The organism is Clostridium pasteurianum, assembly GCF_001705235.1.
Classification (GTDB): domain Bacteria; phylum Bacillota; class Clostridia; order Clostridiales; family Clostridiaceae; genus Clostridium_S; species Clostridium_S pasteurianum_A.
In genome coordinates, this window is sequence record NZ_MCGV01000001.1 from 2502005 (window position 1) to 2525780 (window position 23776).

A 23776-nucleotide genomic window follows, 5' to 3' on the forward strand; every position below is an offset into this window, starting at 1 on the left:
AGTTAAAAATAAGAAAAGATGTGCTAAACGATTACAACAAAAAAATTTTTAAAAAGTCAAAATTTATTGCAAATTGCGACAGAAAAAGAGTACAAAAACATGGAATACAGGATTTTAATACCTCCATGTTTCTATACTCTTTTCACAGCAAATATTATCAGAAATCTCTTAAAGGATATTTTTTAATAATATGTATTTTTCTATGACCAACTAATTTACACAAATCAAAGCTTTCAATTTTTAAAAATGAAAAATCTTTCTCATCATTATAATCATGTATATCATTAGATTCATGCTCTAAAATGTTTTTTATTTGATAATTTCCGTTAGCAAGAGGTATGAATAAATTAACATCTTTATATGGCATAGAAAATTTAAAACCTCCATAATGAAGCTTCTCATTTGTATTTCGTACTATTCTATTTATGTATCCTCTATTTTCTACTTTCAAAGAAACTGTTTTACTTGGGGAATTATATGTTAAATGTGATTTATTTACTTGTACCTTAAATTTTTTATAACAAGAAAGTTCTTTTTTTATAATTGAATCTAATTTCTCCAGATTAGGCTCTTCGAGCATTTGCAAAGAAACGTGAAGGTTTGAAATTCTCTTATATAATTTATATTTTTTGCAAGCATTCCTTTGAAGATTTTCAATATGCGAGTAAGAATCTTTTGTAAATGAAGCAACTAAACAATATCTCATTATTATCCTCCACAATAAATAAAAATTTTATATTACTAAAACTCTCTATATTATACCATATACGGTGATAATCTGCTCAGAATAAAATATATATTTTTTGTAATAATAAGATTTGTAATAAAATTTTAAGGAGGAATATAATATGGATCATAATTCAAGTATAGGCTGCGTTGTTTCGGAATGTAAATTTCATTGTAAAGATGATGATTATTGTACTTTACAAAATATAAAAGTAGTTAAAAATACTAATAAAGCTAAAACAGTGGAACAAACTGATTGTGGAAGCTTTCAATCAGAAAAATAGTGTAAAGTGTGATATTAATAAATTTTAATGTAAAAAGTTGCTTTGAAAGGTTAAATTTCAAAGCAATTTTTTTTATTAAATAAAATATATATAATGTTTCAAAATATCTTATAAGTATGATATAATATACTTTGTGATTGTAGCTGAAGAATTTAACGAAAAGTTTACATAGATAAAAAAATTAATAAGGATGGATATTGTAATGGACAAGTTAGTTGTTAATGGAGGTAATCCTCTTTTTGGTAATGTAGAAATTGGAGGGGCTAAAAATGCAGCAGTAGCAATACTTCCAGCCTCAATAATGGCAAGTGAAGGAATAGGACATATCGACAACATACCAGATATTCAAGATATTCAATGTCTTGAAAGAATAGTAACTAGTTTGGGATGCAAGGTAAAAAGAGTAAATAATTCTATTGATATAGATAGTACTAATCTTACAAGTGTAGAAGCAAATACGCCAGATGTTAGAAAAATGCGTGCTTCATATTATCTTGTAGGAGCACTTCTGGGGAGATTTGGAAGGGCTAAAGTGGATCTTCCAGGAGGATGTCCTATAGGGGTTAGACCTATAGATCAACATATTAAAGGTTTTGAAGCTCTTGGCGCAAAGGTAAAGATTGATCATGGAACTATAGATGTTACAGCAGATAAACTTATTGGAACTAATATTTATTTTGATGTGGTAAGTGTAGGCGCAACTATTAATTTAATGCTTGCAGCTGTATTTGCAGAGGGTACCACTGTACTTGAAAATGCGGCAAAAGAACCACATATAGTTGATGTTGCGAATTTCTTAAATAGCATGGGAGCAAATATAAAGGGAGCAGGTACTGATGTTATAAGAGTTTCAGGCGTTAAGAAGCTTAAGGGATGTACTTATAGTGTTATACCTGACCAAATTGAAGCTGCAACGTATATGATAGCAGTAGCAGCTTGCGGCGGCGAAGTAACAGTAAAAAATGTAATACCAAAACACCTTGAATCAATTTCAGCAAAACTTATAGAAATGGGAGCTGAAGTAGATGAAGGCGATGATTATGTTACTGTAAAATCAGACAAGAACCTTAAAGGAGTAAACATAAAAACACTTCCTTATCCGGGTTTTCCAACTGATGCACAGCAGCCTATGAGTACATTGCTTTCTGTTGCTAAAGGCAGAAGTATAATTAATGAGAGCATATGGGAAAGTAGATTTAAGCATGTTGATGAACTTAAGAAGATGGGTGCTAATATAAAGGTTGAAGGAAGAATTGCCATAATAGATGGCGTTGGAAAACTCACCGGAGCTAAAATAAAAGCTACAGATTTAAGAGCAGGAGCTGCAATGATAATAGCTGCTTTAATTGCTGAAGGAAAAAGTGAAATATCCTGTGTAGAGCATATTGATAGGGGATATCCTCACATAGAAAATAAGTTCAGAAAGCTTGGAGCAGATATTAGGAGAGAAGAAATATAAATACGATATTATCTAAGGTAAGGGATTAATATGAAATTTTGTTCACTTTATAGTGGAAGCAGTGGTAATAGTATTTTTGTTGCTTCTAATAATTCAAAGATACTTGTTGATGCAGGACTTTCAGGCAAGAATATAGAAAAAGCGTTAAAGGAAATAGATGAAAATCCACGTGAAATAGATGGCATTTTTGTAACACATGAGCATTTAGATCACATAAAGGGTGTAGGTGTACTATCCAGAAAATACGATATACCTATATATGCCAATGAACCCACATGGAAAGCTATGATAAGAAATGTTGGCAAGATAAAAGACGATAATATAAAGATAACAACAGAAGAATACATAAAAATAAAAGACATGGATGTTTTAAGTTATAGAATACCGCATGATGCGGCATCGCCATGTGGATATAAAATTTTGAGTGATAACAAGTCGGTTTGTATTGCAACGGATTTAGGATATTTTTCAGAAGAAGTTAAAGCTGCTATAAAGGACTCTAATTTAATTCTTCTTGAAAGTAATCATGATGTAGAAATGCTTAAATTTGGTCCTTATCCATATAATTTAAAGAGAAGAATTTTAAGTGATGTTGGACATTTATCCAATGAAGATTGCGGTAAAGCTATTGTAGATATAGCAAAGGAGAGTAAGAAAAAAATTGTGCTCGGTCACTTAAGTAGAACAAATAATTATCCAGAACTTGCATATAAAACTGTTGTTAATGAATTAATTGACAATGGTATAGAATTAGACGGAGATGTTTCTATAAGCATGGCAAAGCGCAGCGAGCCAAGTAATTATGTGGAGTTTTAATTGTTTGTGAATTTTAGAATAATAAAGATACATTTGCTAAAGGAGTTGCCATACTTTTTATAATGGGAAGTATGGTTATTTTTATACTACTGCACGAAAAGTGGATTATGCGCTAAAGTATCATTTTTAACACAATTTTTTCGGGCAAAGCCTATAAAAACATTGATAAAAAACTATGATATTTATACTTTAGGTAAAAATTATGATATATTGAAACCTATTAGTAAGAAAGATGTAAAATATCCAAAGAAATCAATTTAATAAACTAAAATAAGTAAAACATAATAAATTTTGCTTATAACGTAAATTGAAAAGGTATGCGGTTCTTATTATAATTAAATTAATATTAAGTCAAAAGGAGAAAGAGCTATGAGTTTATATAAAGATTGGACAGATAAAGTTGTGGATTATGTAAAACATAAAGGAGAAGCAGCATTCTGGAAAGATTATGGTGAAATTGAAGGAAACATATACAAGAAAATTCTTGCAGGTCATAATAATGTAATCGAAGGAAAAATTGATTCATTAGCTGCTGAGTATGGATGCGATCCTGTATTCTTTATGGGATTTCTTGATGGAATAAATGAAAGCGTAAAGGAACCTTTAGACCTTGAAAAGTTAGAAGTAACTTCAGATATAAAATTAGAAATTATTTTTGAAAAATTGTATGCTGATATGCTTGAAGCTAAAGCTGCATATCTATATGATTTGCCTCAGTGGGATGGAATTTTCTCAAAAGAAAAGAGGAAAGAAATAAAAAAGAGCTGGGCTTCTTCAAAAACATATGTAAACAAGAATAAAATCGGAAGAAATGATCCATGTCCATGCGGAAGCGGAAAAAAGTACAAGAATTGCTGCGGAAAAAGATAATATATAATTACGAAACCTCACTTTTATGTGGGGTTTTCTTATAGTCATAAGGAGAAAATGATGAATATAACGTTAGTAACGGTTGGGAAACTTAAAGAGAAATATTTAAAAGATGCAATTACGGAATACTCAAAGCGTCTTACTAGGTACTGTAAGTTAAATATAATTGAGCTTCAGGATGAAAAAACGCCTGAAAATGCATCTTTAAAAGAGGATAATTTAATTAAGGAAAAAGAAGGAGAAAAAATACTTTCAGCAATTAAGGATAATATGTATGTTGTGGCTTTGGACTTGAACGGTAAGATGATTACTTCAGAGGAATTTTCAAGCTTTATAGATAATTTAGGACTTAGAGGTAGCAGTAATATTGCATTTATAATTGGTGGCTCTCTTGGGCTTTCAAGTGAAGTTTTGAGGAGAGCGGATTATAAACTTTGCTTTTCTAAGATGACATTTCCGCATCAGCTTTTCAGAGTTATGCTTTTGGAGCAGATTTATAGAGGGTTTAAGATTAGTAGGGGTGAACCGTATCATAAATAAAGTAGATTTCTTTAAAACCGTTGATATCAATAGTTTTAAAGGAGAAGAATGTTTAAAGTTATAGCATAAACTAAATAAATTATATGCTAAATAGTAGTGCCCTTTTTTACAGGCAACTACTATTTAGTACTTCTTATTAATAAATGCAAAATATTAAATATTCACTAGCTTCATATTGTTTCTTTTACAATCCAATGGATTAAAGAATTCCATCCACCTTATATTTTTTAAGTAGTTTGATTACATAACTTAATGTGTGAAAAGCTCTATCTTGTTTAACTGCAATGATATTTAAACCTTTGATTAACGTTGCTTCATCAAAACTATCTAATAAGATCATTAAATTTAATAGGTTGAAGGTTCCATCCTTTGTATCAAGAACTCTTGCCTTTTTTACATATTCATTTTTCATTACGTTTTCAACAGCCTTTGCAAGTTCTGCACTAATTTCTAACTGGGGCATTTCATGAAAAATTTTAATATTTGGATTTTTAGGATCTAAATTTCTAGCTTTCTCAATATCAGTGGATAAGAATATAGTATTTGTAAATTTGGCATCTTTAAAATTAACTCCATCTAAATTTGCGGAGTCGAATATAGTATTTTCAAATACAGCATTGCTCATACTGCTCCCTTTTAAATTTGTGCCAACGAATTCTGACCATCTAAAAGTACACTTAAAAAAACCACATGACTTAAAATGCGCACCCCTAAAACTCACATAATCAAAATTTGAGTTTGAAAAGTTGCTATTATAGCAATTGCTTCTCTGAAGATTTTGATACATAAAGTTCTTATCTTTTTTCTCTATATTATTGTAATGAAAGTTTCCCTTAACACTTTGATTCCTAGCCATTTTACTGTTACCTCCATGGCAAATATTACTTTTGCCTTTTATTATTTTAATATACAAACCCTTAGTGTTCTATTTTAAGTAGCTACCAATGTTCTATTCATTATAATTGGTAAAGTCAGCATATTTTGAAATCTAGATATTATTATATACTATCTTCATAAATAAACAAAATAAACATGCATTTAAACAAATACTTTTGTAGCGGCAATGGCATTACTTCTGACAACGCATCTAAAATCGGCGGATTTTGGAATTGCATAGAAAAAGGTGGTGGTTCTCCTTCTTGTTTTATTTCAAGAAGAGTTATGATATTAAGCCCTGTGCATATAATTATGATGAAAAATTGCAAAATGGAAACCAATGAAATGATATAATTAGTTTATTGTAGTAGGTGAATTTAGAATTTGTAGCATTGAGGAGGAGTTTTTTATGATAGTTTCAGAAATTGCAACAAAGATGATTGAGTATTCTAAAGGAAATCTTCATGACATTAATCATTTTTTGAAGGTATATGCTTATGCTAAAATAATTGGTGAATGTGAAAAATTAGATAAAAATACACAAACTGTGTTGGAAGTAGCAGCAATTGTCCATGATATTGCATGCCCACTTTGCCGAAAAAAATATGGAAATACAAATGGCAAGTATCAAGAAAAAGAAGGCAAAATTTTAGTTGCTGAGTTTCTAAAGGATACTGGATATTCTGAAGAATTTATCAATCATGTTATTTTTTTGGTCGGTCATCACCACACTCCTAATGATATTACCGGATTAGACTATCAGATTTTGATTGAAGCAGATTATATTGTGAATGCTGATGAAAGCAATTATTCTAAAGGAAATATTAATAATGCAATAGAAAAAATTTTTAAGACAGCAACTGGTATTGCTTTATTAAGGTCTATTTATGCTCCTGAGTAAGTTTTAATTTATACAGTAGATAATAAAAAGGTTATCGCTTACTAAAATTGGGAATGCAATTAATAGGAAATGACTTACAATATAAAAAGAAATATGATAAGTTTTGTAGTTATAATAATTTTATGATATTTGAATCAATGCTTTAAATATGCTTTGAAACAATTACAAAAAAATAGAACACTGATGCAAAATGTTCTATAATTGTTTTAAAGGAAAAGTAGAAACTATGTACGTTTCATTAAATGAATTTATCAAGAAGTAAAGGAGAATCACAATGATATATAGTGAAGTATTAGAAAAAGCAAGAACATGTATAGGAGATTACTGTAAAGCTTGTTATGAATGTAATGGAAGAGCTTGTAAAAACAAAATTCCGGGGCCTGGTGCTAAAGGAATTGGTGATGTAGCAATAAGAAACTATGATAAATGGAAAGAAATAAGAATTAATATGGATACTTTAGTAGAAAATAAAGCGGTTGATACAAGTACTCAATTATTTAATCAAAAATTTAAATACCCTATTTTCGCTGGACCAGTAGGAGCAGTGAATCTTCATTATGGTGATAAATATGATGATAAGTCATATAATGATATTCTTGTTTCCTCTTGTGCAAAAAATGGTATACTAGCATTTACTGGTGATGGGACAAATCCAGAAGTGATGAAAGCAGCAGCCGAAGCGATTAAGAAAGAAAATGGTCTGGGTATTCCAACCATTAAACCTTGGAACTATGAAACTATTTTAGAAAAAATGAAATATGTCAAAGAATCAAATGCCATTGCTATAGCTATGGATATTGATGCAGCAGGGTTACCTTTTTTGAAAAATATGACACCTCCTGCGGGAAGTAAATCTGTAAAAGAATTAAAACAAATTATAGCAGCTTGTGATAAGCCATTTATTGTTAAGGGAATCATGACTGTTCAGGGAGCGTTAAAAGCTAAACAAGCTGGTGCAAGTGCCATTGTTGTTTCTAATCATGGGGGAAGAGTTTTAGATCAATGTTTATCAACGGCTGAAGTGTTAAAAGATATTGTTAATGTAGTAGGTCATGATATGAGAATCTTTGTTGATGGTGGTATCCGTAGTGGTGCAGATGTCTTTAAAGCACTTGCTATGGGAGCAGATGGTGTTTTAATTGCTAGGCCGTTTGTAACTGCTTTATATGGTGGAGAAGATGAAGGCGTTCAAGTATATATTGATAAAATTGGAAGTGAATTAAAAGAAACGATGGCGATGTGTGGAGCACATAGCCTAAATGAAATTATTCGTGATATGATTTCAATTCCATGGTAAAAGGGTGTCACATTAGCATATTTTTTTATACTAATGTGACGTCTTTTTTAATCGGAGGGGTATTTCAGTAGCCCTTCTTTTATTTATACCATCTGATGTATTTACAAAATATGTTATAATTAAAAGTAAATAAATTTTAAGTGAAAGGTAAATTAGAATTCATAAGAGAGGAAAATTAAAATATGGGTAATGATTTTATTAACTTGACAACGGAAAATCTTGATAATGAACATTTATGCTGTATTATACGCAGTAAAAAAACACATCAAGGTATTGAAGGAAAGAGGCAATGGCTTTCTGACAGATTAAATGAAGGTCATGTTTTTAGAAAGTTAAATGAAAAGGCAGCAGTTTTTATTGAATATGCGCCTCTTGAAACAGCTTGGGTTCCTATAACTGGTGATAACTATTACTATATATATTGCTTATGGGTTTCCGGTAGTTATAAAGGAAAAGGCTACGGAAAATCACTGATGGAGTATTGTTTGGCAGATGCAAGAGAAAAGGGTAAATCAGGTATTTGCATGCTTGGAGCAAAGAAACAAAAACATTGGCTTCCTGATCAATCATTTGCAAAGAAGTTTGGTTTTAAGCCTGTTGATACTACAGATAATGGATATGAACTGCTTGCAATTTCTTTTGATGGAACAGCACCGAAGTTCACACAAAATTCTAAAAAGGAAGAAATTGAATGTAAGGATTTAACGATTTATTATGATATGCAATGCCCTTATATCTATCAAAACGTTGAGAAGATAAAACAGTATTGTAAAATGAATAATGTTCCTGTATCTTTAATTCAAGTGGATGCATTACAGAAAGCCAAAGAATTGCCTTGTGTTTTTAATAACTATGCTGTGTTTTATAAAGGAAAATTTCAGACAGTGAATTTATTAGATGTTGGAAGCTTAAAGAGAATACTCAAGAAATAAAAATACAATTTTGAGAAGGCGATGACAATGAAATACGCTTATATTAAATCTTATAAAGATAATGATAAAATGCGCACAAGCCTCAACGAATTAACTGAAAAGACTTTTGGTTTTAATTTTGAGAATTGGTATTCTAATGGGTTTTGGGGAGATAAGTTCATTCCACATTCATTGATAGATGGCGATAAAGTTATAGCCAATGTGTCTGTTAGTCTAATGGATTTTGATTTGGATGGTATAGAGAAACATTATATTCAAATAGGCACAGTTATGACAGATAAGAATTATCGTGGTCAAGGTTTGAGCCATTATCTTATGGAGAAGGTAATAGATAAGTATAAAGAAAACTCAGATGGAATATATTTATTTGGAAATGACAGTGTTATAAATTTTTATCCTAAGTTCGGTTTTGTAAGAAGCAAAGAATATCAGTATAGCAAAGATGTTTATTCAATAAATAATATAAAGAAAATACAACAGGTTGATATGTCAGGCAAGGTTAAAAGTAAAGCTTTTTTCAACACTGTAAGTAATAGCATAAGTAATGATAGATTTACCATGAACAATCCAGGATTAATTGCATTTTGGACAATCTGCAGTAGTTCTGTTTATTATTTGGCTGAAGAGGATACATATATTATTGCAGATGCTAAAGGAGAAAACCTTTTTATAAAACAAATAATAGCAGGTCACAAGGTAAACTTAGAAACAGTAATCAATTCTTTTGGAAATGATATAAAGAAGGTAACGCTTGGGTTTACACCTTATGATGCAACGGGATATACCATAGATGAATACCGCGAAGAGGATTGTACATTATTTATTTTAGGAAAAGATTTAGAAAACATAGAAAATAAAAAACTAATATTTCCAACTTTATCACATGCATAAACTTAGTTACAAATTTCTAGGCGAATCCTAAAAGTAATGGATTCGCCTTTTTTTATAATTAAATTTGCATGCTAGTTAAATTATATACAAAAGTCAAAGAAGATATCGTTACATCATTTTGCAAAGTTGTTGTTTATCACTGCTCTTTGTATCATGATGAAGTGGTGGTGGAACTAGCCAACCTTTATCTTTCATGATTTGTAATAATGCCGCACCATCTTTTGCTTTTTTTGCACCAAGTTTGCCAAACAATAATCCAACATCCTCACGTATTGATTGACTCATTCCTTGACTACATGCTACAACACCTGCTGATATATCAGCAGCTACAATATAAGCTATTTGTGCATCCTGCAATCTTGCACCAATTGGAATTTGTTCAAGATCTGCTTCAGGTCGTTCTGCTGGTGTAGGTGGAATCTGGATATCATTTTGTACTAATACTTGTTCTAGATCTTTTATTGCTGGCTTAATCGATGATTGGATTACTTGTTTTAAAAATGCTTTTAACTCTTTGTCACCAGTGTGATTGATATAAACTTGATACCCATCCAATGCACCTTTTGCAGCGAATAAAGAACTCCATAGAGCAAATACTTCTCCATAGTGTAGAGGCTCATCTTGAGGATTTCCGCTTAAAATTCCCATAGTAATTTTACTTCCTTTCCCTATTAAATTCATACTATATTATTTTTTTAAATAGTAACAAAACTATTATTTGTGTAATAGTAGTTTTTATGTATAATACTCATAATATTAATATTTTTATTTTTCGAGGAGACCTTTATAACTGATATGGAGAAACGTATCATAAGCGAGGCTTAAAGTCCTAGTTATTGATATTAATTGACTAGGCTATTTTTATAAGTAAAAATACTGTATTATAAGTATTAAAGTAAATCGTATTAAAAAGGATAGGAAAACATTATGCAAGTAAATAGATTATTTGAAATTATATATATTCTTTTAGATAAGAATATTGTAACTGCAAAAGAATTAGCAGAAAAATTTGAGGTATCACAGAGGACTATTTATAGAGATATTGAAATACTGTCTACAGCTGGAATTCCAGTGTATATGACTAAAGGAAAAGGTGGAGGTATATCTATATTACCAAACTTTACATTAAATAAAGCTGTATTAACGGAAGAAGAAAAGTCAGAAATATTATCATCTATAAGAGCGGTTAATGCTGTAAGTTTTAATGCTTCAGAACCTAAAAAGGTTCTTAGAAAATTAAATAATATATTAGGTGAAAATGATACTGATTGGATAGAAGTTGATTTTTCAAATTGGGGAAATGCGGGAAGAGAAAAAGAAACTTTTTATAATCTTAAATCTGCAATATTAAGTAAAAAAGTAGTAAAGTTTGATTATAGTAGTGTTAAAGGTGAGAACATTGATAGGGAAGTATGTCCGCTAAAATTGTATTTTAAAGGTCAGAGTTGGTATATGTATGGATATTGTAGAATGCGAAATGATTATAGATTTTTTAAATTAAGAAGGATAAAGAATTTACATATTTCTGAAGAGAGTTTTAATATTAAAGCACCAAAAAATATAATGGGAGAAGATAATATTTATAATAATGAATGCATTACTTTAAAAATGAAAATTTCTTCTAAAATGGCATACAGAGTATATGATGAATTTGAAGATTTTAAGAAGATAGATGATGGAAGGTTTATTGTTACCGGTGAGTATCCCAAAGGAGAATGGCTTTTTGGATATATATATTCATTTGGAGAGGAATGTGAAGTTTTAGAGCCACAGGAAATAAGAGAAGAAATAAAAAACAGAATTAAAAAAATGCTTTTTAATTATTCTTAATATGACATGTAGTTGTCATATTAATCTAAGTATAATAACCTTATCAAATATATGGAGGTTATAAATATGGAATATGAAATTGTTAATTTAGAAGAAAAAATAGTAGTAGGAGTTAGTGCTGTTACAGGTAATGATGATCCTAATATGGGGAAAATCATTGGGGGACTTTGGGAAAAGTTATATCAAGGTGGAATTAATGAAACAATAAAAAATAAGGTAAATCAATATGCAATAGGACTTTATTCGGATTATGAAGATAATAAGTATTTAGTTACAGTAGGAAATGAGGTATGTAAAGCCCAAAATGAAGGACTTACAGTAAAGAAAATTCCTGCGGGTAAATATGCCAAGTTTCATATTGAAGGACATATGGAAAAAGCGGTTGCAGAAGCCTGGAGTGAAATTTGGCAAATGGATTTAGATAGAAGTTATGAAGCTGATTTTGAAGAATATTTAAATTCAGATTTTAATAATGCTAAGGTTGATATTTATATTTCATTAAAGTAATTATTGAGGATACAATGTACTAGAAGGGAGTTATGATTATATGCATGATGTGATAGCGAAAAGTATACTATCCAGTAATAATGGAATGAATATTTATAGAGGATGTACTCATGGATGTATATATTGTGACTCCAGAAGCCTTTGCTATGGAATGAATCATATTTTTGAAGACATAGAGGTTAAGGCTAATGCACCGCAACTATTAGAAAATGCACTTAGTAGAAAAAGAAAAAAATGTATGATTGGAACAGGTGCAATGAGTGATCCATATATTCACATAGAAGAAAAGCTTCAAAATACAAGAAGATGTTTAGAGATAATTGACAAGTATGGCTTTGGATTATCAATATTAACTAAATCGAATAGAATATTAAGAGATTTGGACCTCATAAAAAGCATAAACAATAAAGCAAAGTGTGTTGTTCAGATGACATTAACAACTTATGACGAGAAGTTATGCAGGATTATTGAGCCAAATGTTTCTACAACAAAAGAACGATTTGAAGTTTTAAAGATAATGAGGGATAATAAAATTCCTACGGTAGTTTGGCTAAGTCCTATTTTACCTTATATAAATGATACAGAGGAAAACATAAGAGGAATTTTAGATTATTGTATAGAAGCTAAAGTTAAAGGGATTGTAGTATTTGGTATTGGATTAACATTAAGAAGTGGAAATAGAGAATATTACTATAAGAACTTAGATAAGCATTTTAAAGGTTTAAAGGAAAAATACATAAGACAATATGGGAATAGTTATGAAGTAGGAAGTAAGAATCATGAAAAACTTATGAAAATTATTAAAGAAACCTGTTATAGAAATAATATTATTTGTGATGTAAGAGAAGTTTTTAATTATATGAGAGCTTTTGAGGAGAAGAATAATGAAGTTCAAATAGGTTTTGATATATAGAAAAGTGGAGAATTTAAAGCACTAATCCTTATGGGATGAGTGCTTTTTATGCGTGTAACAAGGTTTATATTAATATCAAGAAATTTATTTTTGATAGTTAGTTTAGATGTAGAAAGACAATATTATAGAATTGTTTTTTATAATACATATGCCTATTTAGAATAAAAATTGCATTTATATAACAAAAATATTTAATTCAATTAAAAAACATATTTAATTTAATATAAGTATGTGATAAAATATTCATGACAACCTAATAAGAAGTATAAAAGGAAAAAAATACTTAAGACTAAGGCAAAAAGCAGGTGGACACAACAGTGATTTCAGTGGATTTTGATAAATTGTCGCAGCTTTGTACATTTATAAGTACTGCCGCGGCAGGGATAGAGAACACTATTAACAAGCTAAAAAGAGAAAGAGATAATTTTATATTTACCCCACAGGAAGCAAGCAGTATTATGGGAATAACAAGAGCAGAAAAATCAATGGCAGCAGCTATTAAAGCTGGAGATAAAATAGTGAGCCATTGTGAGGAACTTATTTCCTTCATACGTGACGAAATGATAAGGTATGAAACAGTAGAAAATCAGCTGGTACAGCTTGCAAATGCCATTAAATTTGAGGCATCACCAAGGGCTGGGGTAGACTATATACTGCAAAAGACATCTATGGGAATAGAATGCGGTGCTGCATCTATAACAGAACTTTCACCAGAATTAGAGCAGAGTCTTGAAACAGACGGTGATGATGAAAGTGATGACGATGAAACTTTTTTAGATAATGTAGCTTCCTGGGGAGAAGAAGAAAAGGATAAGCTATTTACAGAGGCTAAAGAAGATGCTAAGTATTTAAAAAATAAAGCAGAAGATGGAATGGAGAAATTAGAAGCATTAAGCCAGAAAGTAGATAAAGAACTATCGCCTAAAATAGAAAAAATAAAAGGTGAAATGGAAACTATAAAAAAGGAATTTGGACAAACAATTAATGATGTAAATTTAAAGAATACAGTAGATGATATTGGTAAATTTGCTGTGAGTTTATATAGTGAAAGATATTCTAAAGCTTATGATATAAGTTCAAAGTCAGAAAATTATTATAAAAACAAATTAGGCAGTGATTTTCAGAAATTTACTCATAACGTATATACTCGTTTGAAAAATGACCATCCTAATGTTGTAAATGGACTTAAAACTACAATAATTCAAGGTGAAAAAAGCTGGAGTAAATTCGAAAAGGAACATCCTAATATTGCGTGGTACATAAAATCAGAGGTAACTGAACATGAAGCAATAGCGGCAGGTTCCCTTAATGTGGTAAAAGGAGTAGTTGAATCTCCCCTTGATATATACCATTTAGTAAATAAGCAAAAAAGCAACTTTGCAAAAGATCCAGAGGGTACCCTTAAAAGTTGGGTGAAAGCACTAGATCATGTAGAATGTATTGTAAATCCAGCATGGCCTAAGACCAAGGAAAATCAAGAGTTTTCTAAGAATTTCTATAAATCCATAGGTACATACATAGATAAGAACTTCATACATACAAGTGATTATAATAGAATAAAAAACACAACAGAACTTGTAGGAAACATTGCTTTGTACTTTACTGGAGATGGAGAATTAAAGGCAGCAGGCAGTGCATCAAAAGCAAATGATGTGTTAGAAGCTGAGAAAACGGTAGACAATGTATCAAAGGTAAGTAAAGCAGCCAAGAGTGCTGAAATATTAAAAGAAGGAAATAATGTATCTAAACTGGATAAAGCATCTGAGATTGTAGAGAATATAAAGGGCGGATTTTCTGAGGAAATTGAAAACTTAAAGGGACTTCTTAAAGGAAACTTTTTAAATAGAGGTTTAGAACCTTCATTAGAAGGACTAGGATTTGACTTATCAAAGATTAAGAGTACAGAAGGAAAAGCAGCACTCAATGATTTTAGGAGTAAGCTTAAACAAGCCCTCAAGGTGGATAACAAAAGTGAGACTCACGGAAAAACTGTAGATGATATAATAAATAAAAAAGCAGAAATTGAATCAGATGAAGCGAAAGTAAAATCGGTAGAAAATAAAGCAAGTGATGATGTAAAGACAACTGTTAATAAGAGTGATGGTGGAAAAGGGGATGCTAAGGGGGTTACACAAGCTGATAAATATGCAGATATAGTAAACTCAAATAAGGTATGGAACTGGGCAGAAGATATACCAGGAGGTGCTGAATTAACTGCAAAGCAACGTAAGGCAATTAGACAGGAAGCGATTGAACGAGGACTAATACCAGATGTAAAAATGAAGCCTGGAACAAAATATCCAGACTTTGAAGGTGCAGGTCTAGTTGAGAGAGTAGAGCAGCTTCCAGAGGAACTATGGAATGCTACAGATAGGAAGCAGTTTGAATGGCTTGATAGTCGAATTGAAGGTGGTCGTCCAGAAGGGACTACATGGCATCATTCAGAAATTGATGGTAGAATGGAATTAGTACCATTCGGTACACACAATATTATAAATCATAAAGGTGGCAGGAGCTTAGGAAACTGGTCATCACATGGGAGAAGGTAGGAGTTGATAATGATGAAGATTGATGAAACTAGCATAATATTACCAAAGCCAAGTAATGAAAGAATTGAATGGTTCGAAAAAACGTATAGAATAGATTTACCCATTGAATATAAGGAGTTTTTGCAAAATTTTAATGGGTGTAAGCCTATAACCAATATCTTAAATAGTAACGGGAGAGAATACGTAATAGAAAGATTTTTATGTCTCCTAGATAAACCTAAGGAAAATGAAGCATATGGATGGTATGATTTGACGTCAGTGTTAACACAATTAGATTGTAGATTAATTGATGATGAGGATTTAATAGGTATGAATGTTATTCCAATAGCAGCTCTATTTGCGGGAGATTTTATATGCTTGGATTATAGAAAAAATATTAATCCATGTGTTGTAGTATGGAACCATGAAGAATCAGATGATTTTGAGCCTGTAACAGAAGAAGTAGCTGATAATGTTAATCAATTTTTTAATATGTTATTACAATAATAAAAAGTTAAGACTAGCTGCAAATAAATATAAATTCTAACTGCAAAAAATTAATTATAGAAACAATGAATGTAAAGTAGTAAAAGATAGGAAATAGTTCACTGCATAATTGTAATAATGCAGTGAAAAGATGAAATGAATCAGTTGAAATCAAGTAGGCTGGTTCATTTTTTAGCAGTTAAAAGATGTTATAATTACATCATTCAAAAGAACTATATTAAAAAGCGACGATAACACATCAGAAAACAGAGATTTATGAGAATGTGAATAAGATACCATTCAGATTGAAAAGCTGTTAAAAATGGCTAAATCGACTGAATTTAAAATAGAGGATAAATATATATTATAATAATGATAAAAGAGTTAATGTTTCCAACCAGGGAGAATTAACTTTTTTTAATGTAAAGAAATTGAATAGAGTAAAGGTGAGGTGCAAGGTAATGGAAAAGATTTCGAGATAAGTTTAATTGAGGATGCCAAGAGTCCTAAGACAATAGAAAGCTATGTTGGAGATATTAAAGCTTTCATAGAATTTCTAGGAACTAAAGGAGTTGAATTTAATGGTACCTTACAACGATTCTGCGTAATAAGCTACAAAGACTTTCTAGTAAAGAATAACTATGAAGTAGCAACAATCAATAAAAAGATTAATAGCATACATGCACTAAATAGATATCTTATAACTATTGGTACAATGAAGGAAATTGCGTTACAAGAGCACAAGATATGCAGGATTGCCATACTTTTGATGACTATTATAATAAGCTTGGATTAAACTATGATGATAATCCGTTTGATACAGTTGACAAAATGTATATCATGAGATACAAATCGCATGATACAGAAGCTTTAGTTACAAGAAGTTATGGGGGAACAACAATAGAGGATGTAAAAGCAGCTCAAAATGTTCTAGGACTTAATGAAAATAATACATTTTTAAATAAAGAGCCATATTTGGGTACTGGAGTAACCAAAGACGTTTCAGGAGGAATTGGGAAAATGGAGCTAATGACGATAAAAGATAATGCGGGGAATGCTCAATATTGTTCTGTAGATGATGGTTCTGCAATTTATGAAGTATCAAGAGGAAGCAATAAGGAAAAGCTTGTTGCTATTAGATATAATGAACAATGGTGGAAGGTGAAATAAATGAATAGAAATGGACAATTTGCTATATATAAAGGAATAGAATATAAGTGTTGCTTTAGAAGCAATGGTAAGATTGGTTTGCTAAGTAAAATACCTGTGGAAGGATTTATTGAGTTCATGGGAACTTATTCAAAAGATGTTACAAAAGAAGATTGCTCTAGAATATATAAAAAAACATTATGTTTCAAATATAACAATGATAGTTTTCTTATTCGTGAAGAGCGTGATAATAAAGTTTTACTTGAAACGGGTCCCAGGTCTTATGATTTAATTAGCTTAGGGTTTGAACGTGTTCTTAATGATACATTTCAAAAATGGGTATCATTAAGTGAAGGTAAAAAATACTGGGCAATTTATGACTATAAATAGGATAAATTATGTATAACCATTAATAAAAAACATTCAAAGTTATGTTTAATGTTAGCTGAATGCGAAATTAAATATTAATTAACTTCATTGTTTAACTTGGGTACAATAGGTTATAGTTTGGGCGTACTTTGGACATAGAAAATCTAGTGAAATAGTAGTTTGGTCGTACAGGTCTAAGTTTTCAATAAAAACCAAGAGTAACATTTGATAATAAGGATACAGCATATGATGAATTATATAAGAAAATATCAAGGTTGGAAAGAATATATAGAAAAAAGCAAAAGGATTATTAATATAACTAATGAGGCAAAAGATGAAATGAATCAGCTGAAATCAAGTAGGCTGGTTCATTATTTTTTTAGAAATTAACATACTAGAAAGGTTTATTATTTGATATCTGTGGGGAGACGGTGAATTGTGTACTATAAGTGTTGAAATCATCATATGAAGTTGACAGAAGCGTGTACAAGGATTATGAAGATTATGTAATTATTATAAAAATACAAAAGGGTTTTGAAGCATTAAAACGTAAAAAGGATATTGACATTTTGGCTGAATATTAGTGACGGATATACTAATTTATATTTTAAATTTACTATATATTATATAATTTGTTATATAATATAAGTATATGAAGGCAAGGCTATATTAAAAATAAATTTAAAGGGGTTAAATATGTTTATTTTTAAAGAATTATATGAAAAGATGCTAACTAAGCTTGAACTTGTGCGTAATATAAAACATAGATTTGGTCATAACTATAGGAATCCTATAATAACTTTTGGTCTGGCAGTTACTTTAGTTTTATTTTTAGGTTTAACATATTTCTATAATACCTTTTGCAAGATGAAAACTTCACAAGAAGTTAGGACAACTAAAACAGGTATTAAAAGTGAAAATTCAAGTATTATAATAAATGGAGCACCTACTAAAAAATCAAAGCATGGAAATCCCCAGGAGTCTGTGCAGCCTTCATTATTGACGGTTCAATGGAATGAACATGGAATTTATATGTTAGATGGTGGAGAAAATTCATCTTCACTAAAAAAGAAGCTAGGAAAGTATATTGGGAAATATATTTATGATGGATACAACTATGAATTATATACAGTGAAGGGATTAAAAACACATAAATACATCATTGTAAAAAGTAATCATATGTATTCAAAATATAACTTTGCATTTAAGGATACTATTATTTTTAATGGACATACATATATAATTAGTGATGAAAAATCTGACTATAAAAAGGGCAAAAAAATAGGTATGTCTGGCCCAAATGATGTTTATGAAATGCAAGGAGAAGATTCTGAAAAAGTTATAGATGTGGTTTTACAATGCTCTTCAAATAATGCAAGTTTTAAAGGGGATTTTACTGCGTATAGAGAATATTAATGATTAATAAAAATGGAGGAAATTATAAATGAATAAGCATAAGCTAATAATTATTTCAATGATAGTAATCGTTTTAAGTACAGTATTAGCTATATTTATATATAAGCCTAGACCTATTGATAAATATACAACGACTACAACTGCAAAGTCAAAGGCAGATCTTTCTTTTGCAGTGTTAGGAGATGTTCATGGAGGCACTTATAATTTTCAAAAAGCCGTTAATGATTTATATGAAATAAACCCTAGTATGGATGCGTTAGTACTAAATGGAGATACTGTAAATGAAGGTAGTGAGCAGCAGTATGATGCAGTAAAAAAGTTTTTAAGTAAAAATAAGGATTTGCTGCCGACCAAAATTATTAAGAATATTGGAAATCACGAGTTTTTTGATTATAACATAGGGACGAATTCGCCGCAGCAAGTTAAAACTTTTATAAATAGATACCTTGAGTTTTCTGGAGAAAAAAAGGTGTACCATGATACGTGGATTAAGGGATATCATTTTATATCACTTGGATCTGAAGATGGTAAGTCTAAAACAACAAATGCAGTGGAAGCTTCTATATCTATAAAGCAGCAGAATTGGTTAAGAAAAAAACTAGCTGAAAATCATAAACAGGGAAAGCCTATATTTGTATTTTTACATCAAAATTTGAAACCATTCTGGAACTGGATTGGAGTTAAACAAAGCAAACAGGTAATTCAAATATTATCAGAGTATCCAGAGGTAATACTATTTACATCACATACTCACAGTGATTTGAATGCTAGTAGTGTAGTGACAAATGAACCATTTACTATGATTCATACTGGAGCTATTAAATATACTCTTGCGTTTGATGTAAGTAGTAAGGGTATCATAAAAAGTATGAAAAAGAAAAACTATATTAAAGGATTATATATTGAAGTCAATGGAAATAATGTTGTTGTTAAAGGAAGAGATATTAAAGAAAGACGCTGGATATTTACAAAGAAGCTTTCTAAAAATATCAAGTAATATTCATATATTTTTTGCCCCAGATGCAGAGTTCAGTTAAGATATTTTCTAAGGATTTTCCTCTATCTGTAGGTTTATATTCCACTTTAGGGGGTATTGTAGCATAGGGAATTCTTGCAATAAGACTATCTGCTTCTAACTTCTTTAGTTCTTCAGATAGTATTTTGTGACTTATGTTAGGAATGGATTTTTTTAGCTCACCGTATCTTATAGGTTGTGCTTTAAGTATATGCCATAATATTATGGCTCTCCATTTGCTCCCAATAACGGTCATTGCAAAACCTATAGAGCAGTTAAAATCTTTTTGTCTCTTCTTTTGATTTGGAAATTCTCCGGTCATGTCGTAGCCTTCTTTCTAAATGGTAAGTATCTGATTAAAAAGTGCATACTTGCACGCATGTATCAGGAAAATTATAATTAATTATATAATATTTAGATCTAAAGAAACAAGTGTGTGCATGCATAAGATTTTGGAGGCTAAGTTATATGAAAAAATATAATTTATATCAAATTGATTCATTTACAAAGAAAAAATTTTCAGGAAATCCAGCTGGAGTAATAACCAATGCAGATGGATTAAATGAATGTGAAATGCAGAAGGTTGCAAGAGAATTGAATAATTCTGAAACGGCTTTTGTTTTTTCTTCAAATAGCAGTGAATATGATGTTCACGTACGCTTTTTTACTCCAACGAGTGAAGTCCCAATTTGCGGACATGCAACTATTGCTGCTCATTATGCACGTGCAGTTGAAAACAAATTTAAAAGCTTAAGAGTTTATCAAAAGACGGGGGCTGGAGTTTTGCCAGTTGATATAATAAAGGAAAATGGAGACTATAAAATTGTAATGACTCAGGGCAAAGTGGAATTTGGAAGTGTAATTGAAGGTATAAATAAAGAAAAACTTTTAAGAGCACTTAATATAAAAAATAGTGATCTTATGGAAAATTATCAAATTCAGATTGTTTCAACAGGTCATTCTAAGGTTATGGTAGGTATAAAAAGTATTGAAACTTTGAATGCAATAAGTCCTAACTATGATGCACTTTCTAAATTAAGTGACATTATTAAATGCAACGGTTATTATGTTTTCACAGTTGATCCAAATGAGGAAGATAATATTCTAATACACGGTAGAATGTTTGCTCCTGCAATAGGGATTAAAGAAGATCCTGTAACTGGTAATGCAAATGGACCTTTGGGTGCATATCTTGTTTATTATAATCTTGTTAACCATGATAATTCTGTATTTAAATTTAAAGCAAAGCAGGGTGAAGCCATTGGGAGAGAAGGTATTATTGAGGTTGAAGTAAAGATAGAAAATAAAAAACCTGTATGTGTTAAAGTTTCTGGAAATGCTTTAATAGTATTTAAATCTGAGCTTATATGCTGAAAATTTGAGAAAAAATTGCCCAAGCTAAAGAGTGGATTAAACATAAATGTAATGGTATACTTATAGAAAATGTATTTTATAAACAGAGGGTGTTTATAAATGGAGAATAATGTAGTATTAACGGAACTTGAGAAGGTAATTTTGAATAAAATACAAAATTACATTAATAAAAATGAAAAGGTTGGAATAGACACAATAGCAAAAGAAAGTTTTGTTTCAAAATCTACTATTGTAAAACTATCTAAAAAGCTTGGGTATAGTGGATACAGTGAAATGTATTATACTATTCTTGCTTCTGCTAACAATGCGTTGAAGTTAGACTTTTCTCATAATAGCGATGCATTTATGAATGAGCACTTAAAAAAAGATATTGATATGCTTGTAGAAACATTAAGAAAATATAAGGATAAAAAGATTTATCTGGATTCTTTAGGGGTTTGCGATAGTGCTAAGGAATATTATCTACAAAAGTTATTGATATTTGGATTTGATGCAGCTAGCAGCTATCATTATGAAGCTTTTAAAAATAACAAATCTGGACTCTACATTTTCTTTTCTTATTCTGGATATAGGGCTGAGATTATTGAAAAGGTTAACGAAGCCATTAGAAATAATTTTAAGGTTATAGCGTTTACCTCTAATAAAGATTCACCATTAGCCAAAATATCCAATATAACAGTTGAGGTAGCGGGAACAAAATCTGATAGAGAACATTACCTGCCCAATTTCTTTACTTCTAATTTGATAATTTTGCTGGAATTAGCATTAAGTGAATACTCTAAAAAGTATTTGTTTAAAGAAGAATAGTAAATATATAATTTTGTAGAGAATTATATTGTGAAAAAAGACTGATAATAAAGATTATCTTGCAAAAAAAGGCTTTAAGATAATTTTTATTATTAGTCTTTTTTTTGTCTATAAGGGAGTAAACTTTTTTACTTTAGGTAAACATTTTCACAAGCATGAAAACTGTATTGATAGAGGAAATAAACTAAGGTATATTGTAGTTGAATAAAAAAAGGAGGCATTATCTTATGAAAGAAAAAATGTTGTCATTGACTCAAAAATTTTCACAAGCTGTAGTACAACCAGTTATGTTTCTAACAGTTATGGGAATTGCTCTTGCAGTAGCCGTTATCATGCAACTTAATTTTATGCCATCATTTATAGTATTTATTGGTATGTTGTTAAAAAAGATGATGGATGCTATGCTAAATAATCTTTCTGTTATCTTTTGTGTTGGATTAACAACAGCATTTGCAAAAAAGAAAAAAGTAGATGCAGCTATCATTTCTTTAATTGTCTACATTATATTTTTAGCAGGTAATAATGCATGGCTTACTTCTCAAAATATGCTAGCTAAAGCAGGTTCCATGGGTTTATATGGAACTGGGCAGAATACTGTTCTAGGTTTTCAGGTAATAGATATGAACGTGTTCTTAGGATTGATACTTGGATGTCTTACCGGATATGTATTCAACAAATTGTGTGATGTACAATTCGGAGATATGTTTAGAGTATATGGAGGATCAAGATTTGTATTTATAGTTATGATTCCTATTACTTTAGTATTAGCAATTGTGCTCAGCTATGTATGGCCTGTAATAAATTATGGTATCAATGGTTTGTCAAGCTTTATGAAGGGTGCAGGTGCATTAGGCGTATTTGTATATGCGTTTGGCAATAGATTTTTAATACCAACAGGATTACATCATTTATTGTGGATGCCATTTTGCTTTACTGGAATTGGTGGAACTGCTCATATTGCTGGTAAGTCTGTGCAGGGAGCTGTAAACATTTTCTATGCTGAAATGGGAAATAGTGCTCATTTAACAGCTATGGATCCATCAATAAGATTTGCAACCTTTGGATTTGCAAAAATCTTTGCAAGTGCAGGTATTGTTCTTGCAATGATAAGAACTGCAAAGCCAGAAAATAAAAAGGCTGTAAGAGGATTACTTATTCCATCACTTTTTGTTGCAATGGTAGCAGGTATTACAGAACCTCTTGATTTCTCATTCCTTTTCATATCGCCTTTACTTTGGTTAGTCCATGGTTTGCTTACTGGTTTTTCAGAAATGTTACTATGGATACTGGGTTCAAGGACATATTCAATTTATGGCTTATTAGATACAATAGTTTGTAATTCTGTAATAAGTCCAAAGCTTTCAAAGATATATATTTTCATTACAGTTGGTATTGTAATGGCAGTAGTATGGTATTTAATTTTTGTCTTCTTGATTAGAAAGTTTGATATTAAGACACCTGGTAGAGAAGAGTCTTCTAATAGCGAAGTTAGTATTGAGGCAGATGGAAGTGCTGTTATTGAGAAAAGTAGTAATGGAAATCAGGATTCTGAATTATTTATTGAGGGATTAGGTGGAGCTAATAACATATTAGAAGTAAATAACTGCTTTACACGCTTGAGAATTGATGTAAAGGATGTCAGTAAAGTAAATAAAGAAGTAATAGGTAAGGCAAAACAAAAAGGTATTGTTGTTAAAGGAAATAATGTACAGATCATTATTGGAATGACTGTAGAAGATGCAAAGGAAAAACTTAACAGTTTATTAAATACAAAAAAGGAGTAATGTAAA

General features: G+C 30.4%; 29 protein-coding genes. 25 read left to right on the plus strand and 4 right to left on the minus strand.

Annotated features, from left to right (window positions below):
• Positions 1-157: 157 nt before the first annotated feature.
• Positions 158-706 carry a 2'-5' RNA ligase gene (locus BEE63_RS11135; RefSeq protein WP_066021452.1) on the minus strand — a complete coding sequence of 183 codons (549 nt, stop codon included), beginning with the start codon at positions 704-706 and terminating at the stop codon, positions 158-160.
• Positions 707-848: 142 nt separating this feature from the next.
• Here BEE63_RS11135 and BEE63_RS11140 point away from each other — a divergent pair, with 142 nt between their 5' ends.
• The 5 genes from BEE63_RS11140 (at position 849) to rlmH (ending at position 4695) form a co-directional block, all read left to right on the plus strand.
• Positions 849-1010: a DUF1540 domain-containing protein gene (locus BEE63_RS11140; protein WP_066021453.1), complete on the plus strand. Its 162-nt coding sequence runs from the start codon at positions 849-851 to the stop codon at positions 1008-1010.
• A gap of 202 nt (positions 1011-1212) precedes the next feature.
• Positions 1213-2469 carry a UDP-N-acetylglucosamine 1-carboxyvinyltransferase gene (locus tag BEE63_RS11145; protein WP_066021454.1) on the plus strand — a complete coding sequence of 419 codons (1257 nt, stop codon included), beginning with the start codon at positions 1213-1215 and terminating at the stop codon, positions 2467-2469.
• Between the two features lie 30 nt (positions 2470-2499).
• Entirely contained in the window at positions 2500-3285 is a 786-nt protein-coding gene (locus BEE63_RS11150) for an MBL fold metallo-hydrolase (protein WP_066021455.1), read from the plus strand.
• A 369-nt stretch (positions 3286-3654) separates the two neighbouring features.
• Complete coding sequence (locus BEE63_RS11155; protein WP_066021456.1) at positions 3655-4155, plus strand: SEC-C metal-binding domain-containing protein; 501 nt, start codon at positions 3655-3657, stop codon at positions 4153-4155.
• Positions 4156-4215: 60 nt separating this feature from the next.
• Positions 4216-4695, plus strand: a complete 480-nt coding sequence (gene rlmH, locus BEE63_RS11160; protein ID WP_066021457.1) for a 23S rRNA (pseudouridine(1915)-N(3))-methyltransferase RlmH — start codon at positions 4216-4218, stop codon at positions 4693-4695.
• Positions 4696-4894: 199 nt separating this feature from the next.
• On the opposite strand, the gene BEE63_RS11165 is transcribed toward rlmH, so the two are convergent.
• On the minus strand, positions 4895-5551 hold the full coding sequence (locus tag BEE63_RS11165) for a pentapeptide repeat-containing protein (protein ID WP_066021458.1): 657 nt from the start codon (positions 5549-5551) through the stop codon (positions 4895-4897).
• 176 nt (positions 5552-5727) lie between these two features.
• Between BEE63_RS11165 and BEE63_RS21685 the strand changes: the two genes are divergently transcribed.
• From BEE63_RS21685 to BEE63_RS11185, 5 genes are all read left to right on the plus strand, one after another.
• Positions 5728-5925: a hypothetical protein gene (locus BEE63_RS21685; RefSeq protein ID WP_175400844.1), complete on the plus strand. Its 198-nt coding sequence runs from the start codon at positions 5728-5730 to the stop codon at positions 5923-5925.
• Positions 5926-5980: 55 nt separating this feature from the next.
• Entirely contained in the window at positions 5981-6472 is a 492-nt protein-coding gene (locus BEE63_RS11170) for an HD domain-containing protein (protein ID WP_066021459.1), read from the plus strand.
• A gap of 274 nt (positions 6473-6746) precedes the next feature.
• The gene (locus BEE63_RS11175; protein ID WP_066021460.1) at positions 6747-7769 is read left to right on the plus strand and encodes an alpha-hydroxy-acid oxidizing protein; all 1023 of its coding nucleotides are present in this window, start codon (positions 6747-6749) and stop codon (positions 7767-7769) included.
• Positions 7770-7951: 182 nt separating this feature from the next.
• Positions 7952-8701 carry a GNAT family N-acetyltransferase gene (locus BEE63_RS11180; RefSeq protein WP_066021461.1) on the plus strand — a complete coding sequence of 250 codons (750 nt, stop codon included), beginning with the start codon at positions 7952-7954 and terminating at the stop codon, positions 8699-8701.
• A gap of 27 nt (positions 8702-8728) precedes the next feature.
• Positions 8729-9592 carry a GNAT family N-acetyltransferase gene (locus BEE63_RS11185; protein ID WP_066021462.1) on the plus strand — a complete coding sequence of 288 codons (864 nt, stop codon included), beginning with the start codon at positions 8729-8731 and terminating at the stop codon, positions 9590-9592.
• Between the two features lie 108 nt (positions 9593-9700).
• Here BEE63_RS11185 and BEE63_RS11190 read toward each other — a convergent pair whose 3' ends face one another.
• Positions 9701-10273 (minus strand): DUF3231 family protein, encoded by a 573-nt coding sequence (locus tag BEE63_RS11190; protein ID WP_081312522.1) that lies wholly within the window; start codon positions 10271-10273, stop codon positions 9701-9703.
• Positions 10274-10519: 246 nt separating this feature from the next.
• Here BEE63_RS11190 and BEE63_RS11195 point away from each other — a divergent pair, with 246 nt between their 5' ends.
• The 12 genes from BEE63_RS11195 (at position 10520) to BEE63_RS11240 (ending at position 19787) form a co-directional block, all read left to right on the plus strand.
• Positions 10520-11422: a helix-turn-helix transcriptional regulator gene (locus BEE63_RS11195; RefSeq protein ID WP_066021464.1), complete on the plus strand. Its 903-nt coding sequence runs from the start codon at positions 10520-10522 to the stop codon at positions 11420-11422.
• A gap of 66 nt (positions 11423-11488) precedes the next feature.
• On the plus strand, positions 11489-11929 hold the full coding sequence (locus BEE63_RS11200) for a GyrI-like domain-containing protein (RefSeq protein WP_066021465.1): 441 nt from the start codon (positions 11489-11491) through the stop codon (positions 11927-11929).
• A gap of 40 nt (positions 11930-11969) precedes the next feature.
• Positions 11970-12842 (plus strand): SPL family radical SAM protein, encoded by an 873-nt coding sequence (locus BEE63_RS11205; protein ID WP_066021466.1) that lies wholly within the window; start codon positions 11970-11972, stop codon positions 12840-12842.
• Between the two features lie 317 nt (positions 12843-13159).
• Entirely contained in the window at positions 13160-15391 is a 2232-nt protein-coding gene (locus BEE63_RS11210; RefSeq protein ID WP_066021467.1) for an HNH endonuclease, read from the plus strand.
• Positions 15392-15400: 9 nt separating this feature from the next.
• On the plus strand, positions 15401-15877 hold the full coding sequence (locus BEE63_RS11215) for an SMI1/KNR4 family protein (RefSeq protein WP_242874789.1): 477 nt from the start codon (positions 15401-15403) through the stop codon (positions 15875-15877).
• 430 nt (positions 15878-16307) lie between these two features.
• A complete protein-coding gene (locus BEE63_RS11220) occupies positions 16308-16652 on the plus strand; it encodes a site-specific integrase (RefSeq protein ID WP_066021469.1) in 345 nt (114 codons plus the stop codon).
• Positions 16604-17026 (plus strand): hypothetical protein, encoded by a 423-nt coding sequence (locus BEE63_RS11225; protein ID WP_066021470.1) that lies wholly within the window; start codon positions 16604-16606, stop codon positions 17024-17026. The genes BEE63_RS11220 and BEE63_RS11225 overlap by 49 nt, the downstream gene beginning before the upstream one ends.
• Positions 17027-17395, plus strand: coding sequence for a hypothetical protein (locus BEE63_RS11230; protein ID WP_066021471.1), 369 nt, complete (start codon positions 17027-17029; stop codon positions 17393-17395).
• Between the two features lie 225 nt (positions 17396-17620).
• Complete coding sequence (locus BEE63_RS21690) at positions 17621-17764, plus strand: hypothetical protein (protein ID WP_157797110.1); 144 nt, start codon at positions 17621-17623, stop codon at positions 17762-17764.
• Positions 17765-17823: 59 nt separating this feature from the next.
• On the plus strand, positions 17824-17958 hold the full coding sequence (locus BEE63_RS22330; protein ID WP_278286418.1) for a hypothetical protein: 135 nt from the start codon (positions 17824-17826) through the stop codon (positions 17956-17958).
• Between the two features lie 112 nt (positions 17959-18070).
• On the plus strand, positions 18071-18790 hold the full coding sequence (locus BEE63_RS11235) for a hypothetical protein (protein WP_066021472.1): 720 nt from the start codon (positions 18071-18073) through the stop codon (positions 18788-18790).
• A gap of 28 nt (positions 18791-18818) precedes the next feature.
• Entirely contained in the window at positions 18819-19787 is a 969-nt protein-coding gene (locus tag BEE63_RS11240) for a metallophosphoesterase family protein (RefSeq protein ID WP_066021473.1), read from the plus strand.
• Here BEE63_RS11240 and BEE63_RS11245 read toward each other — a convergent pair.
• Complete coding sequence (locus tag BEE63_RS11245) at positions 19780-20127, minus strand: winged helix-turn-helix transcriptional regulator (RefSeq protein ID WP_066021474.1); 348 nt, start codon at positions 20125-20127, stop codon at positions 19780-19782. The genes BEE63_RS11240 and BEE63_RS11245 overlap by 8 nt on opposite strands.
• A gap of 146 nt (positions 20128-20273) precedes the next feature.
• Between BEE63_RS11245 and BEE63_RS11250 the strand changes: the two genes are divergently transcribed.
• The 3 genes from BEE63_RS11250 (at position 20274) to BEE63_RS11260 (ending at position 23770) form a co-directional block, all read left to right on the plus strand.
• Positions 20274-21179 (plus strand): PhzF family isomerase, encoded by a 906-nt coding sequence (locus BEE63_RS11250; protein WP_066021475.1) that lies wholly within the window; start codon positions 20274-20276, stop codon positions 21177-21179.
• Between the two features lie 99 nt (positions 21180-21278).
• The gene (locus BEE63_RS11255; protein WP_066021476.1) at positions 21279-21986 is read left to right on the plus strand and encodes a MurR/RpiR family transcriptional regulator; all 708 of its coding nucleotides are present in this window, start codon (positions 21279-21281) and stop codon (positions 21984-21986) included.
• 227 nt (positions 21987-22213) lie between these two features.
• Positions 22214-23770 (plus strand): PTS transporter subunit EIIC, encoded by a 1557-nt coding sequence (locus tag BEE63_RS11260; protein WP_066021477.1) that lies wholly within the window; start codon positions 22214-22216, stop codon positions 23768-23770.
• Positions 23771-23776: the final 6 nt, after the last annotated feature.